Here is a 12,709-nt window from a genome sequence, read left to right as displayed (position 1 = left end):
CTGAAAAACAACACCTTACAAAAATTCAGGAGGTGAAACCTTTTTTTTAATTATTGATAAAATTTTCAGATTTTTCGCCAGATTATATTAGTGAAAATTTATCATTTTAAGCTTGTTTTACCTTATTTTTATTATTTCATTTAGGGAACATTATAAAAGTGTTAAAATTCAAACCATGAAATCTACAGTTTTTATTAAATTTTTGTTACTTTCCGGAAGTTTATTATTTATAATGAATCTGAAAGCACAGGAAAATAAACCGAAAGGCAAAATAACTGCCTATACCTTTGGTGATTATTATTACAAAATATTGGCTGATACCGGTTTTGCAAAACTGAAAGATGTTGCCAATCCCAGGGAACAAGGCATGAATGGCTTTAAAATCAGAAGGATTTATTTTACTTATGACTATGATATTTCGGAAAAATTTGTTGCCCGGTTCCGTCTGGAAGCTGATGAGGCTGCACTGACCTCTAATGGTAAAACAGGGGTGTTTGTCAAGGATGCCTATCTGACATGGAAAGATATATTTAAAGGGAGTGATTTTACCTTTGGCATCCAGCCGACACCGGCTTACGATATCTCTGAATCAGTATGGGGAAACCGTTTTCTGGAGAAAACTATCATGGACTTGAGGGGAATTGTATCCTCACGCGATCTGGCTGTTTCACTCAAAGGAAAAATAACTGAAAAATTTGGACTGAAATACTGTCTGATGTTCGGAAATGGCTCTGGCAACAGCCCTGAAAATGATAAATATAAAAGGTTATACGCTCACCTTTCTCTTTCACCAATCAATAACCTGACTATTACTATTTACTCAGATATTCGTTTCCGTCCTGAAATCAAAGACCCTGCTGATACCATAGCGCCTGTCGGGACCTTGCCTAACAATGCTCAAACTTCCGGCATTTTTATCGGATTTAAAGAAAAAGACAAATATATGATAGGAGGGGAGGCTTTTATAGTCAATCTGGATAACGGAGTAGTCAGCGGCATGAGTGTCAGAGATAAAATTACCTTTGGCTATTCAGTTTTTGCTCAATACTGGTTTAACCCTAAATTTTCATTGGTTGCACGTTTCGATGGTTTTGACCCGGATCAGGATGTTTCTGCAACCGGAGACAGCCGAACCTTCAGTATTTTCGGAATAAGCTATAAGTTAAACGATAAAGTGATTATTTCGCCCAATGTAGTTTACGAAACCTATGAAGCAAAGACGGGGTGGGAAATTAAACCTTCCTTAACCGGAAGATTTACAGTGTTTTATAATTTCTGAGATGGGTCAGGTTTAACATTTAACATGCAAGGACATTGACCGTGCAAGGTATTTCCTTTATTCCTGGTAACAGAAAAGCCGGCACGTTCCCAATCCACCATTCCACCTGCCAGTAATGCGATATTTGAAAAGCCTTTATTTTTCAGAAAAACAGCAACTTCCTTACTTCTGAGCCCACTGGCGTCTGCCAATATCACAGCCTGTTCGGCAGGTATTTCATGATAGCGGCTTTCTATTTGAAAATGAGGAATATAGATGACATTTTTAACATCAAATTGACGCATAGCGACTTCAAATTCAGGCCTGACATCCAGCAGAACAGCATTTACTGAAAGCAATTCATTTGCTTCCTTGGCTGTCAGGCATAGCAACTCATTGATAAAGATACCTTTGGAATTAAAAAAAGTTCTGCTCAATTTAAAAGAATTTTAATCATCAGCAACAATGTTTCTTATTCTGAACCGGAGGGCAGGGCACATCGCCATAGGAACAAAACACACAGCAATCGCCAGCTTTAGGCTTTAACAAAGATTTACAGGAAGGACATTCAAAGAAAAACTGGCAGGAATCTTCCGGCATTTTCATGGTTTCACTATGTCCGCAGAAAGGACAAATAAGAGTTGAATATAAGTTTACCATACTGATTTTTAGTAGTTTATAAAAATGTTATTTCAGAATTTCCTCGAATTTCTTCTTCATGTTTGCTTCAAAAACAGCCATATCCTTGCTGATGTTGTAGTTTCTCACAATGTCGGTAATGTCAAGTATTTTTTCACCTTTTTTTGTTTTGGCAACAATCACCACCGTTTGTGATTTGGCATTAAATTTATCAACCTGTGGTTTATTGGCGGGATCTGCCAGTCTAAGTGTTTTGAAAACCACTTCTCCGCCTGGATAAAGCTTTTGAACAACAGTTTTTACATCATTTTCCAGTGCATTGCAAGCCTTTGCCTGACAACAGGCTAAATCGGCCTTGAAATAAAGTACCTCAGCTTTCTGAGCAATGCAGAATTGAGTAAATATCAGTAAACTCAAGGGAAACAGTAAAACTAATTTTTTCATCTTTATCATTTTAAGGTTAAAACAAACTTCCGTAAATCAATCCTGAAACAGTAGCCATAACTACTACCAAGCTCACATATACCACTGTTTTTTGCGTTCCCATAACTCCTCTGATGACCAACATATTAGGCAAAGATAATGCAGGGCCGGCAAGTAAAAGTGCAAGGGCAGGGCCTTTTCCCATTCCTGAAGCAATCAATCCCTGTAAAATAGGAACTTCCGTCAATGTGGCAAAATACATAAAGGCTCCGACAATGGAAGCAAAGAAGTTGGAAAACAATGAATTTCCACCGACCAATGCTGAAATCCACTCATTGGGAATAATACCCGGAATGCTTTTTCCATCGTGGGTGGAGCCCAGCAGAAAACCTGCTATTACGACACCAATCGCTAAAAGTGGCATGATTTGTTTGGCAAAACCCCATGTGGACAAAGTCCATTCCTTATTCTCATCATCTTTTTTATCAGTCAGCGTGATAATACTTAATCCGGCAATGGCAACAATGACGGGTAATAAAGGACTGGAACTGATTAAAGCGGCAATCAGGGTCGAAATAGCAGCCAGAATGACATACAACCAGTTGATTTTCAAAATGAATATCAGTGAAAAGACCAAAAGAACCGAGAAAAATGAGGTGATGAGCCATTTGTTTGTCCATATCCAGAACCAAAGTCCTGTTGTAATTCCTTCGGCAGGTTTACCCCAGTTGGCAAAAACAAGAATAAAAACCAGAACAAAGAAATGGGAAGCTGTCTGCCAGAAAGGACGTTTTTCAGGTAAGGCCTGAATATGCATTTGTTCTTCTGCCTTAATCTTTTCTTCTTTTCTGTAAATCAATGACATAATAATACCGATGATGACCGAAAAACTCACTGCTCCGATGATTCTTGCCATTCCCATTTCAAAACCAAGAATGCGTGCGGTGAGAATAATTGCCAATATGTTGATGGCAGGCCCGGAATAGAGGAAAGCTATGGCTGGGCCTAAGCCGGCTCCACGTTTGTGGATGCTGGAAAACAAAGGGAGAATGGTACAACTGCATACAGCCAGGATTGTTCCCGAAACCGATGCAACCAGATAGGCAAGCCATTTTTTTGCATTTGCTCCAAAATATTTTATCACTGACTGCTGACTGATAAAAACAGAAATAACACCGGCAATAAAAAATGCCGGAAGCAGGCATAGGATAACATGCTCCCTTGCATACCATTTTACCAGATCGAGTGTGGCATCAATAGCCGTGTTAAATCGCACATTATCAATTGGAAGGAAAAATGCCGCAACAAAAACAAGGGCAATCCAGATGAGAATTTTTATTTCTTTTTTTAAGTCCATAACCTATTTATTTAAAGAAGAAGATAGTCAGGTAATAAATACCAACCCCAATAAAAAGTATTGCAACAACACGTTTAAACCACTTTTCAAATGTTTTGACTTTGTTGTAAAAACTTCCGACACCTGAAACAGTGAAAGCAATGAGCCATGCAATAATGATAACGGGTAAACCGGTAGCAATGGCAAAGACAATGGGGAGGTAGAGACCTTTTGCAGAAGCTATGGTCAAAGGAATCAGCATGCCAAAATAAATCACTCCGCTGAAAGGGCAGAAGGCCAGTGCGAAAATAATTCCTAACAGCAACGATACCCATGTACGGTTAGCTTCAGAATGACCTATTTTATCACTAAGTTTGCTGAAACCCGGCATGGGAATGCGGATAAAATCAAACATCAGGATACCAAAAATAATCAGGAGGGGGCCTAAAAATTTTTCACCATTGGTTTGAAAAAAGCGGGCAATGTGAAACTGGCTGGCTCCGAAGTAAAACAAAAGCCCTAATGTCGTGTAGCTGATGGCTCTTCCAAGTGTATAAATAAGACCGTTGATGAAAACCCGCTTTTTATTTTCCAGTTCCCTGCTGATATAACCGATGGCTGTAATATTGGTAGCTAAAGGACAAGGACTGATGGCAGTCATCAAACCAAGCACAAAAGCTGTAATTATCGGTATGCTGCTGTTTTCAAGTATTGAATTTAGAAATTCCATCAGGCTATTTTAACAGTTCATCAATTTTTGCTTTCAGGTCGAGCATGAATTTGGATTCGTTTCGGGCATTGGTAAAAGCGAAATCTGTCAGGTTATTCCTGTTTTCCTTCCCATTCATCATTTTTACCAAAAAAAGTGATGAGCCGTAAACCTCATAATCTTCTGCTATTTTTTTGTTTTGCTTTTCATCCACATTTATTGACGAAAACGAAATCAGACCTTTCTCCATCTCACTGCGGTAATATTTATCGAGTGTTTTTCTGGTCAGGTCTTCAATGGCAAGACAAGTTGGGCAACGATGTGTGCCATGAAAATAAATTACTTTCACCTTGACTTTTGGTTGTGAAATTACCAATGCAGACACGACAAGGAATACGAAAATCAGCAAATATTTCTTCATATACTATTGATTTAGAAATTGATACAATTTAGATTTGATGGAAGCTTCCACTTCATCCGGAGAGGTATTGGCATATTGAAAGGCCATATCGGTCAGGTCAGATATTTCTTCGCCATTCTTACCATTTATCCTGATTATCAATGCATTCCACCTGATTTGATACTTTTCAACCAGATCATCATGTTTCCCATCTTCCACATTAATATCTTCAAACTTAAGCTTTCCTTCTTCAATTTCTTTTTTGAAATTGTTTTCAACAGTAGCTCTGGCGATTTCACCAACTTTAATACAGGTGGGGCATCTTCTGGTGCCGTGGAAGTAATAAACAACTGCAGGAACCTCCTGACTTTCAGCGTTAATGGATGCTTCTTCTGTTACCGTTTTTTTGCTTTCCTTTTGCTGACAGCTTGCCAACATAAGTCCGGATAACAGTAAAACGAAGGATATTTTTGCCATGATTTTAAAATTTTTAATAGTAGATTCCGAAATTAATGTTCATACGGTGAGATTTTTCATTCACCGTTCAATAAGTGAACATTTTTATTGAAATTACTGGTTTTCTGTTATAATTTTTTTCAACTCTTCTCTGGAAGGCACCCTGCCACTCAGCACAACTTTTTCATTGATGACCAGACCTGGTGTTCTCATGACACCGTAATTCATAATTTTAACAATGTCTTCCACTTTTTCGACCTCAGCAGCTATATCCAGCTCAGCCAAGGCATTAAAGGTCTCCCTTTCGAGGGTTTTACATTTTGGACAACCTGTTCCTAATACTTTAATAATCATAGTTTTATAATTTAAAATTCAACCTTATTTATACTGAATAACTGATTTATCATCAGAGAAGCTTTTTCCCAGTTTTCCCGATTAATGCAGTATTTGATTTTGGGAGGATTAATTTCTCCCTGAATCAGCCCTGCATCTTTCAACTCTTTGAGGTGTTGCGACAGGGTGGAGCGGGCAATCGGTAATAATTCGAACATATCGCCACTGAAACAACAGCTTTGCTTGGTAAGGGTTTCAAGGATTTTGACCCTTGCCGGGTGAGCAAGGGCTTTAGCAAAGCGGGCTAACTGAATCTGACTTTCCGAATAATCCATTTTTTTAATTTCGTATTTCGTAAAATTACGAAACAAAGGTAATACCATGATTTTAACATGTGCAAATTTTTTTAAACAATTTTACAAATGACCTGATTCAATGAAACAGATGAAAAACCAGACATTGAAGATGAATTTCAAGTCAAAGTATTATCCCATGATGAGGCGAATAAGTTATTCTTCAGTTTTCTTTAAGTAAAATCTGTAAGATACCCCTGCGACAAACTGGAATTGAGAAGCGATCTGTGTTTTATTAATGTATTGATAAAGAGGGATTTCGGATAATAAGTAAACATTCAGATTGTCTTTAATAGCGTAATTTATCTGGGGGATAAGAAAAACCTTATGACTTCCGGTGGCATCCGGGTTTTAATCAGTAATAGAGTGACTTAAAACTACATTATTTTATTTTATATTTTTACCACAAACAACAATCATTTCAGAATCATCGGTATCAATTGGCTTTTCATTGAAATTACCAAAAACATTCAATAGTTTAAAAGGGGAGAGGCGAATCAGATGCTCAACCTCAAAACGGAAATAAAATCTCATACTCATCTTCCATGTAGCTTCTCTCCATGAATGATTCTCCTGCCATTCAAACTTCATTTCTGCAGTTGAAATCTGGTTGACGATGTCTGCTTTCATGCTTGTTATTCGTCTGATGATTTTTCCTTTTTCATATTCTCCTTCAAAATCAATAACATGATCCAAACCTTCAGCAATCATTTTTGGATTGGGAACATATAAGTCGAAGATGAATAAACCATTGTTGTTTAAATGATAATAAATGTTCCGGAGAGCCATAAGCTGATCTTCAACACTCATGAGATGTGAAAACACACGGAAAGGTGCAATAATCAGGTCGAAACGATATGGCAAATTCATGCAGCAAACATCCTGAACTTCAACTCTCGACTGATCAACTTGAGTCAGTTTGTCTTTCAAAATATCGGTCATGCTTTTACTGATATCGATTCCGTAAATATCAGCTTTCCTTTCAATGGCTTTCAGAAAGAGTCTTCCTGTACCAACACCTATTTCAAGAATTTTACCGCTGCAATTGCTTATTTTTTTTAAGTAAAATTCCATGTCATCTGTGCGGAGACTGTTGTAAATAGTGTCATAAAAACGTGCAAAATACTCCGGGTAATCAATTTTGGTGTTCATGGTCATTATTTTTATATGATCAAAGGTAAAAAAGACTTGTTTTGCAATAAAAAAAAATGAGCAAAACACTATTGGCTGCCGGATCACTGATCATCATCATTGCAACCGGATTGTGGCTTCACAGTAAAGGACGACCCTTACATCAGGTTATTTTTTCCTTGCATAAAATAATTGTCATTATAACAGCAGTTTATTTTGGCATTCAATTTTTCCGCTACATCAAACTTGAAAGTATTGAGTCGTGGCATACAACCATGATAGTATTGACTTCATCAGTTTTTTTGATAGTCTTTGTTTCCGGTGCCCTGCTAAGCTTCGATAAACTTGTTCATCCTGTTTTGCAATGGATTCACAGGCTTAGCCCATATTTACTGTTACTAATGTCCTTTCTGACCTTTTATCAGATACGAAGATAGCGGTATTTCATTGTGAATGGCCGGGTAGATGAAGTTAATCTGAGAAAATTCGAATAATAACTTTTATTACTGCAAAGTGACAGAAGTCTGCGGTTTCTGAGTGTAGAAATAACTATAAAGGAATATTCCCATGCTTTTTTCTGGGTAATCGATCCACTTTATTTTCTGACATTTTAAAAGCCTTTATCAATCTTTCACGGGTTTCATGAGGTTTTATAACTTCATCAATATAACCCTGAGCTGCTCCTTCATAAGGATGGAGAAATTTTTCAGTGAATTCCATTTCTTTTTCCATCAGTGTTTGCTCAGGGTTTTCCGATTCAGCTATTTCTTTCCGGAAAATGATTTCGGCAGCACCTTTAGGACCCATGACAGCAATTTCAGCGGTAGGCCAGGCAAAATTCATGTCAGCGCCTATGTGTTTGGAATTCATCACGTCATAAGCTCCACCATAAGCCTTTCGGGTGATTACAGTGATTCTGGGTACAGTGGCTTCAGAAAAGGCATATAACAACTTGGCACCATTTGTAATTATAGCATTCCATTCCTGGTCTGTTCCCGGTAAAAAGCCCGGCACATCGACCAAAACGAGTAAAGGAATATTGAATGCATCGCAGAAACGGACAAAGCGGGCACCTTTTTTCGAACAATTGATGTCGAGCACGCCAGCAAGCACCTGTGGCTGATTGGCAACAACGCCTATGCTTTTTCCGGCCAGATGAGCAAAACCGACAATGATATTTTCTGCATATTCTTTATGGATTTCAAAGAAACTACCTTCATCAACAATCAGGTTGATGACTTCTTTCATATCGTAGGGCTGGTTGGAGTTTTCAGGTAAAATATTATCGAGTTCCATCACAAATTCATTGTCCTTCATTTCGTATGGAAAGGAAGGCGGATCATCTTCACAGTTTTGCGGAATGTAATTCAAAAGCTTTTTAATGGTTTCAATGGCTTCAATTTCATTGGCACAGGTAATATGGGCAACCCCTGATTTGGAGGCATGGGTATGAGCTCCGCCTAACTCTTCAAAACTCACCTCTTCATGGGTTACCGTTTTGACAACATTAGGCCCGGTTACAAACATGTGGGCAGTGTTTTCTACCATAATAATAAAGTCAGTAATTGCTGGTGAGTAAACAGCTCCCCCGGCACAAGGTCCCATAATGGCCGAAATCTGAGGTATAACACCGGAAGAGCGGGTATTTCTGTAAAAAATATCTGCATAACCGCCCAAACTAAGAACACCTTCCTGGATTCTTGCCCCACCGGAGTCATTTAATCCTATCACCGGTGCCCCGTTTTTCATGGCTAAATCCATTAACTTAACTATTTTTTCTGCATGTTTCTCAGCCAGAGAGCCACCAAATACAGTAAAATCCTGCGAGAAGACATATACCAGACGTCCATTAACGGTACCATATCCGGTAACAACACCATCGCCATAGAATTTTTGTTTGTCGAGTCCGAAATCAGAAGAACGGTGGGTAACCAACATCCCTATTTCCTGAAAAGAGCCTTCATCCAGTAAAAAGTGAATTCTTTCCCTTGCTGTTAGTTTGCCCTTTTTATGCTGTGATTCAATTTTATCTGTGCCACCACCTAAGAGGCTTTCTTCCCTTTTTTTATCGAGGAGATTAAATTTCTCTGTCAATTTTGTTGTTTTCATATCAGAAAAGTGAAATATTTGGTTATGCAAATATAGTCAAGAACATAGAAAGCTTGTAACTTTGTGATGATTTAAAAATGGCCATACCAGAATGGAATGATGAAAAAGAGAGAAATTAAAAAGATTTTAGTAGCCAACAGGGGAGAAATTGCCCTTCGTGTCATGCGCTCAGCCAAGGAAATGGGAATAACAACGGTTGCGGTTTTTTCAGAAGCCGACCGTCTTGCACCCCATGTCCGTTATGCCGATGAAGCTATTTGCATCGGGCCACCTCTTTCAAAGGATAGTTATCTCCGCATGGATAAAATCATTGATGTATGCAAACAGTTGAACGTGGATGCCATTCATCCGGGATATGGGTTTTTATCGGAGAATGCAGAATTTGCCAGGAAAGTCGAAGATGCCGGTCTCATCTTTATCGGGCCTCCTGCCAGTGCCATTGAGATGATGGGAAATAAACTGGCTGCCAAGGAAATTGCCAAGAAATATGATATTCCATTGGTGCCGGGGACTGATTATGCTATTGAAGATGTGGAACTTGGGAAAAAGATTTGTCGTGAAATAGGTTATCCGGTTTTAATTAAAGCTGCAGCCGGAGGCGGGGGAAAAGGAATGAAAACAGCCCATTCTGAAGATGAGTTTGAGGAGTTGATGAAACTTGCCATCAGCGAAGCTAAAAGTGCTTTTGGTGATGGCTCTGTTTTTATAGAAAAATATGTTGCCTCACCGCGGCATATTGAAATACAAATACTTGCCGATCAGTATGGCAATATTATCCACCTGAACGAAAGGGAATGCTCCATTCAGAGAAGGCATCAGAAAGTCATTGAAGAAGCACCTTCTTCGGTTCTGACTCCTGAATTAAGGAGAAAAATGGGTAAAGCCGCAATTTCGGTTGCCTGGGCATGCAATTATGTGGGAGCAGGTACTGTTGAGTTTTTGCTGGATGAAAATAAAAACTTTTATTTCCTTGAAATGAATACACGTCTGCAGGTTGAGCATCCGGTAACCGAATATATCTGCCATATTGATCTGGTAAAAGAGCAAATCAGGATTGCAAGAGGTGAGCCCCTTCAGTATTCCCAGGGAGATGTAATGATTAAGGGACATGCCATTGAAGCAAGGATATATGCTGAAGACCCCAAAAATAACTTTTTACCAGCCATCGGAAAGCTGACCACCTATATTCCACCTTTGGGCAAGGGTGTCAGAGTGGATGATGGCTATGAAGAAGGAATGGAAATTTCTATTTACTATGACCCCTTAATTGCCAAACTGATAGCATTTGGTAAAACCCGTGACAAAGCAATAAGCCGGATGATTCGGGCACTGGAAGAATACCGGATTGCAGGGGTTAAAACCACTATTGACTTTTGTCGTTTCGTCATGGAGCATGAAGCATTCAGAAGTGGCAATTTTGACACACATTTTATTGAAAAGTATTTTAAACCCGAATATCTGAACAGGGAAAACAAGGATGAAAGAGAACTGGCTGCCCTTTTAGCTGCAAAGACTATTGCGGAAAAAAGTAAAAATCAGGTTAAAATTACACTTCAACAAAATAAAGCTTCAAACTGGAAAAAGCTAAGGTAGGGAGTAATTACTGGAATTTTAACAGAACCTGATTCTTTTCAACTGCTTTATCTTTTTGAACTTCAATGGATTTGATGATTCCTTCAACAGGCGATTTTATGATATTTTCCATTTTCATGGCTTCAAGAATCATCAGCGACTGACCTTGGCTGACCTTTTCTCCAACCTTGGCAATAATTTCTTTGACAAGCCCCGGCATAGGGGCTTTTAATTCCTTGACTTTGGTTGAATTCTGATTCTTAACTCCGAGTTTTTTCAGTAATTCATCATAATGGTCAGAAACCTGAACATGGTAGATATTGCCTCTGATGCTAACGACAATTTTCTTTTGCTCTTTATCAAATTCAAGGATAGAAGCATTATACGACTGGTTATTATAAATAATGTGGAAATAATTGCTGCCATTTTCAACCTGAACAATATCCCAGTTAAAGGGTGTCCCGTTAATAGTACCCGAGCTGAGATTATTTCCGTTGAACTCAATACTGAGCTCTTCTTCATTATTTATTAACGCTTTAAACATAATTTCTCATTAACAGATTGAAATTTTCAGGTGCAAATTTAAAACACAATATTAAAATATGACAGGAAATGCGTTTTGAACGTTTTAGAAAAAAGTTTATTTTTGATTGAAGATAAAAACGTTAAAAAGAAACTGATATGGGACTTTTCAGAACATTTGAAAGCGGAGAACATAAAAAAATCAAAAGTCATTTTGAAAATCTGGTTGCTGTAGCATTATCGGATGGAGTAATTGATGAAAAAGAGAAAGAATATCTGCTTTCACTTGCACAAAACTATTCTATCACCGAAGAAGAAATAATGCATATTATCGAAAACCCGGATCACTATGTTTTTACTGCCCCTGTTGATAAAGCAGAAAGACAGAAACAATTGAAGGAAATAATACGGTTGTTACTGGCAGATGGAAAAGTAACTCAGAGTGAAATTAACATTTGTAAGAAAATGGCCGTGGCCCTGAATTATAATCCCTCAATAGTGGTCAGGATTACCAATTTATTGCAGAAATATATGGATCGTCCTTTCGATTTGTACGGCATACTTTCCGAAATTGATGATATAATCGAATGAAATATGATGATGAAAAAAACACAAACACTTGTAATTTTATTGTTAGTTCAGTGCTCTCTGTCATTTTCTCAGTCGAAAGGCGATTTGCTTTTCGCAGGATTTATCAGTCCGGGTTATGCTTTTGACGATAAATATTCAGGAATTGGCACTCAGTTGGGTGTTGAGCTGACCTACAACCTGACAGAAAAAGTTCCTTTTACGCTTTTTGCAGATTTTGAACTTTTCAGAAAAATGCCGATCATATCAGGAGGATTCAGGGTTGCATATCTTTATACGGTAAAAGAACAAAAATATATTGAGCTGAGAGGCACGTTAGGAGGGAGTACCATATTCGGCCCTGATGATGATTTTCCCGGGATGGGTATGCGACTTGGATTTTCAGTTCATTACAAAGCCCTTCCCATGAAAAATATTTGTTTTTATTTAGGCCCTTCCTTCAATGCTTCACTTGACGGACTGTACGATCCTTTGTTCGTTAATTTTGATGCCGGAATTGGATACTATATCTGGTAAAAAATATTAACTTATAAGGCATTGATAATCTGTTTCTTCTAAAAAGATTTCAAAATTAATTTGCAAAGCCTATGTGCTAAATTCTATTTTTGGTGCATCACTTCACTTTTCATAGCAAGTATCACAGCAGAATGACCCCGTCACCCTCAGCGGGGTTTTTTCTTATTAATAAATTGACGAAATTTAGCTGAAGAAAAAAATATTCTATTCTTTCGTTCTGATTTTCTGTGTATTGCAAAAAAAAATAAAAAATAATTTGCAAACCCCATTAGAGGAATAATACTTTTGTGTCATCATTCTTGAGTTACAGCAACAGTCACAGATCAGTTCCCCCGTCCAAAACAGAGACGGGGTTTTTTTATGT

General features: G+C 38.0%; 17 protein-coding genes. 5 read left to right on the top strand and 12 right to left on the bottom strand.

The annotated features are described in order from the left end of the window. The first annotated feature begins 175 nt into the window (after positions 1-175). Complete coding sequence (locus GX437_06665) at positions 176-1,279, top strand: hypothetical protein (GenBank protein ID NLJ07333.1); 1,104 nt, start codon at positions 176-178, stop codon at positions 1,277-1,279. On the opposite strand, the gene GX437_06660 is transcribed toward GX437_06665, so the two are convergent. The 10 genes from GX437_06660 to GX437_06615 all read right to left on the bottom strand — a co-directional run bounded on the left by GX437_06660 (position 1,267) and on the right by GX437_06615 (position 7,059). Next, the gene (locus GX437_06660; protein ID NLJ07332.1) at positions 1,267-1,695 is read right to left on the bottom strand and encodes a rhodanese-like domain-containing protein; all 429 of its coding nucleotides are present in this window, start codon (positions 1,693-1,695) and stop codon (positions 1,267-1,269) included. The two genes, GX437_06665 and GX437_06660, sit on opposite strands and share 13 nt — an antisense overlap. A 19-nt stretch (positions 1,696-1,714) precedes the next feature. Further along, positions 1,715-1,918 carry a hypothetical protein gene (locus tag GX437_06655; GenBank protein ID NLJ07331.1) on the bottom strand — a complete coding sequence of 68 codons (204 nt, stop codon included), beginning with the start codon at positions 1,916-1,918 and terminating at the stop codon, positions 1,715-1,717. Between the two features lie 27 nt (positions 1,919-1,945). After that, positions 1,946-2,341 (bottom strand): hypothetical protein, encoded by a 396-nt coding sequence (locus GX437_06650; protein NLJ07330.1) that lies wholly within the window; start codon positions 2,339-2,341, stop codon positions 1,946-1,948. 16 nt (positions 2,342-2,357) lie between these two features. Beyond that, positions 2,358-3,677, bottom strand: a complete 1,320-nt coding sequence (locus GX437_06645) for a hypothetical protein (GenBank protein NLJ07329.1) — start codon at positions 3,675-3,677, stop codon at positions 2,358-2,360. 7 nt (positions 3,678-3,684) lie between these two features. Then, a complete protein-coding gene (locus GX437_06640) occupies positions 3,685-4,386 on the bottom strand; it encodes a sulfite exporter TauE/SafE family protein (GenBank protein NLJ07328.1) in 702 nt (233 codons plus the stop codon). A 4-nt stretch (positions 4,387-4,390) separates the two neighbouring features. Then, entirely contained in the window at positions 4,391-4,786 is a 396-nt protein-coding gene (locus tag GX437_06635; GenBank protein NLJ07327.1) for a thioredoxin, read from the bottom strand. A gap of 3 nt (positions 4,787-4,789) precedes the next feature. Beyond that, positions 4,790-5,242 carry a hypothetical protein gene (locus GX437_06630; GenBank protein NLJ07326.1) on the bottom strand — a complete coding sequence of 151 codons (453 nt, stop codon included), beginning with the start codon at positions 5,240-5,242 and terminating at the stop codon, positions 4,790-4,792. Positions 5,243-5,335: 93 nt separating this feature from the next. Then, positions 5,336-5,575, bottom strand: coding sequence for a thioredoxin family protein (locus GX437_06625; GenBank protein NLJ07325.1), 240 nt, complete (start codon positions 5,573-5,575; stop codon positions 5,336-5,338). A gap of 11 nt (positions 5,576-5,586) precedes the next feature. Beyond that, the gene (locus tag GX437_06620) at positions 5,587-5,898 is read right to left on the bottom strand and encodes a winged helix-turn-helix transcriptional regulator (GenBank protein NLJ07324.1); all 312 of its coding nucleotides are present in this window, start codon (positions 5,896-5,898) and stop codon (positions 5,587-5,589) included. A gap of 396 nt (positions 5,899-6,294) precedes the next feature. After that, the gene (locus GX437_06615; protein ID NLJ07323.1) at positions 6,295-7,059 is read right to left on the bottom strand and encodes a class I SAM-dependent methyltransferase; all 765 of its coding nucleotides are present in this window, start codon (positions 7,057-7,059) and stop codon (positions 6,295-6,297) included. A 56-nt stretch (positions 7,060-7,115) separates the two neighbouring features. Between GX437_06615 and GX437_06610 the strand changes: the two genes are divergently transcribed. Continuing rightward, positions 7,116-7,475 (top strand): hypothetical protein, encoded by a 360-nt coding sequence (locus GX437_06610; GenBank protein ID NLJ07322.1) that lies wholly within the window; start codon positions 7,116-7,118, stop codon positions 7,473-7,475. A 112-nt stretch (positions 7,476-7,587) separates the two neighbouring features. Here GX437_06610 and GX437_06605 read toward each other — a convergent pair whose 3' ends face one another. Continuing rightward, positions 7,588-9,147, bottom strand: coding sequence for an acyl-CoA carboxylase subunit beta (locus tag GX437_06605; protein NLJ07321.1), 1,560 nt, complete (start codon positions 9,145-9,147; stop codon positions 7,588-7,590). Positions 9,148-9,246: 99 nt separating this feature from the next. On the opposite strand from GX437_06605, the gene accC reads away from it, so the two are divergent. Continuing rightward, entirely contained in the window at positions 9,247-10,740 is a 1,494-nt protein-coding gene (gene accC / locus GX437_06600; protein NLJ07320.1) for an acetyl-CoA carboxylase biotin carboxylase subunit, read from the top strand. Positions 10,741-10,747: 7 nt separating this feature from the next. On the opposite strand, the gene GX437_06595 is transcribed toward accC, so the two are convergent. Then, positions 10,748-11,263: an acetyl-CoA carboxylase biotin carboxyl carrier protein subunit gene (locus GX437_06595; protein ID NLJ07319.1), complete on the bottom strand. Its 516-nt coding sequence runs from the start codon at positions 11,261-11,263 to the stop codon at positions 10,748-10,750. A 137-nt stretch (positions 11,264-11,400) separates the two neighbouring features. On the opposite strand from GX437_06595, the gene GX437_06590 reads away from it, so the two are divergent. Together GX437_06590 and GX437_06585 are read left to right on the top strand one after the other, a co-directional pair. Then, on the top strand, positions 11,401-11,832 hold the full coding sequence (locus GX437_06590; protein NLJ07318.1) for a TerB family tellurite resistance protein: 432 nt from the start codon (positions 11,401-11,403) through the stop codon (positions 11,830-11,832). Between the two features lie 3 nt (positions 11,833-11,835). Beyond that, entirely contained in the window at positions 11,836-12,345 is a 510-nt protein-coding gene (locus GX437_06585; protein NLJ07317.1) for a hypothetical protein, read from the top strand. Positions 12,346-12,709 lie beyond the last annotated feature (364 nt).

Source organism: Sphingobacteriales bacterium, from assembly GCA_012517435.1.
In the GTDB taxonomy this organism is placed as follows: Bacteria; Bacteroidota; Bacteroidia; order CAILMK01; family JAAYUY01; genus JAAYUY01.
The sequence above is the reverse complement of the archived record's forward strand: the minus strand, read 5'-3'. Positions and strand labels throughout refer to the sequence as shown.

Bases quoted from the DNA above. Each gene is read 5' to 3' on its own strand.
- GX437_06665 (NLJ07333.1), top strand. From the start codon at position 176: ATGAAATCTACAGTTTTTATTAAATTTTTGTTACTTTCCGGAAGTTTA.
- GX437_06655 (NLJ07331.1), bottom strand. From the start codon at position 1,918: ATGGTAAACTTATATTCAACTCTTATTTGTCCTTTCTGCGGACATAGT.
- GX437_06650 (NLJ07330.1), bottom strand. From the start codon at position 2,341: ATGAAAAAATTAGTTTTACTGTTTCCCTTGAGTTTACTGATATTTACT.
- GX437_06645 (NLJ07329.1), bottom strand. From the start codon at position 3,677: ATGGACTTAAAAAAAGAAATAAAAATTCTCATCTGGATTGCCCTTGTT.
- GX437_06640 (NLJ07328.1), bottom strand. From the start codon at position 4,386: ATGGAATTTCTAAATTCAATACTTGAAAACAGCAGCATACCGATAATT.
- GX437_06635 (NLJ07327.1), bottom strand. From the start codon at position 4,786: ATGAAGAAATATTTGCTGATTTTCGTATTCCTTGTCGTGTCTGCATTG.
- GX437_06630 (NLJ07326.1), bottom strand. From the start codon at position 5,242: ATGGCAAAAATATCCTTCGTTTTACTGTTATCCGGACTTATGTTGGCA.
- GX437_06625 (NLJ07325.1), bottom strand. From the start codon at position 5,575: ATGATTATTAAAGTATTAGGAACAGGTTGTCCAAAATGTAAAACCCTC.
- GX437_06615 (NLJ07323.1), bottom strand. From the start codon at position 7,059: ATGAACACCAAAATTGATTACCCGGAGTATTTTGCACGTTTTTATGAC.
- GX437_06610 (NLJ07322.1), top strand. From the start codon at position 7,116: ATGAGCAAAACACTATTGGCTGCCGGATCACTGATCATCATCATTGCA.
- GX437_06605 (NLJ07321.1), bottom strand. From the start codon at position 9,147: ATGAAAACAACAAAATTGACAGAGAAATTTAATCTCCTCGATAAAAAA.
- accC (NLJ07320.1), top strand. From the start codon at position 9,247: ATGAAAAAGAGAGAAATTAAAAAGATTTTAGTAGCCAACAGGGGAGAA.
- GX437_06595 (NLJ07319.1), bottom strand. From the start codon at position 11,263: ATGTTTAAAGCGTTAATAAATAATGAAGAAGAGCTCAGTATTGAGTTC.
- GX437_06590 (NLJ07318.1), top strand. From the start codon at position 11,401: ATGGGACTTTTCAGAACATTTGAAAGCGGAGAACATAAAAAAATCAAA.
- GX437_06585 (NLJ07317.1), top strand. From the start codon at position 11,836: ATGATGATGAAAAAAACACAAACACTTGTAATTTTATTGTTAGTTCAG.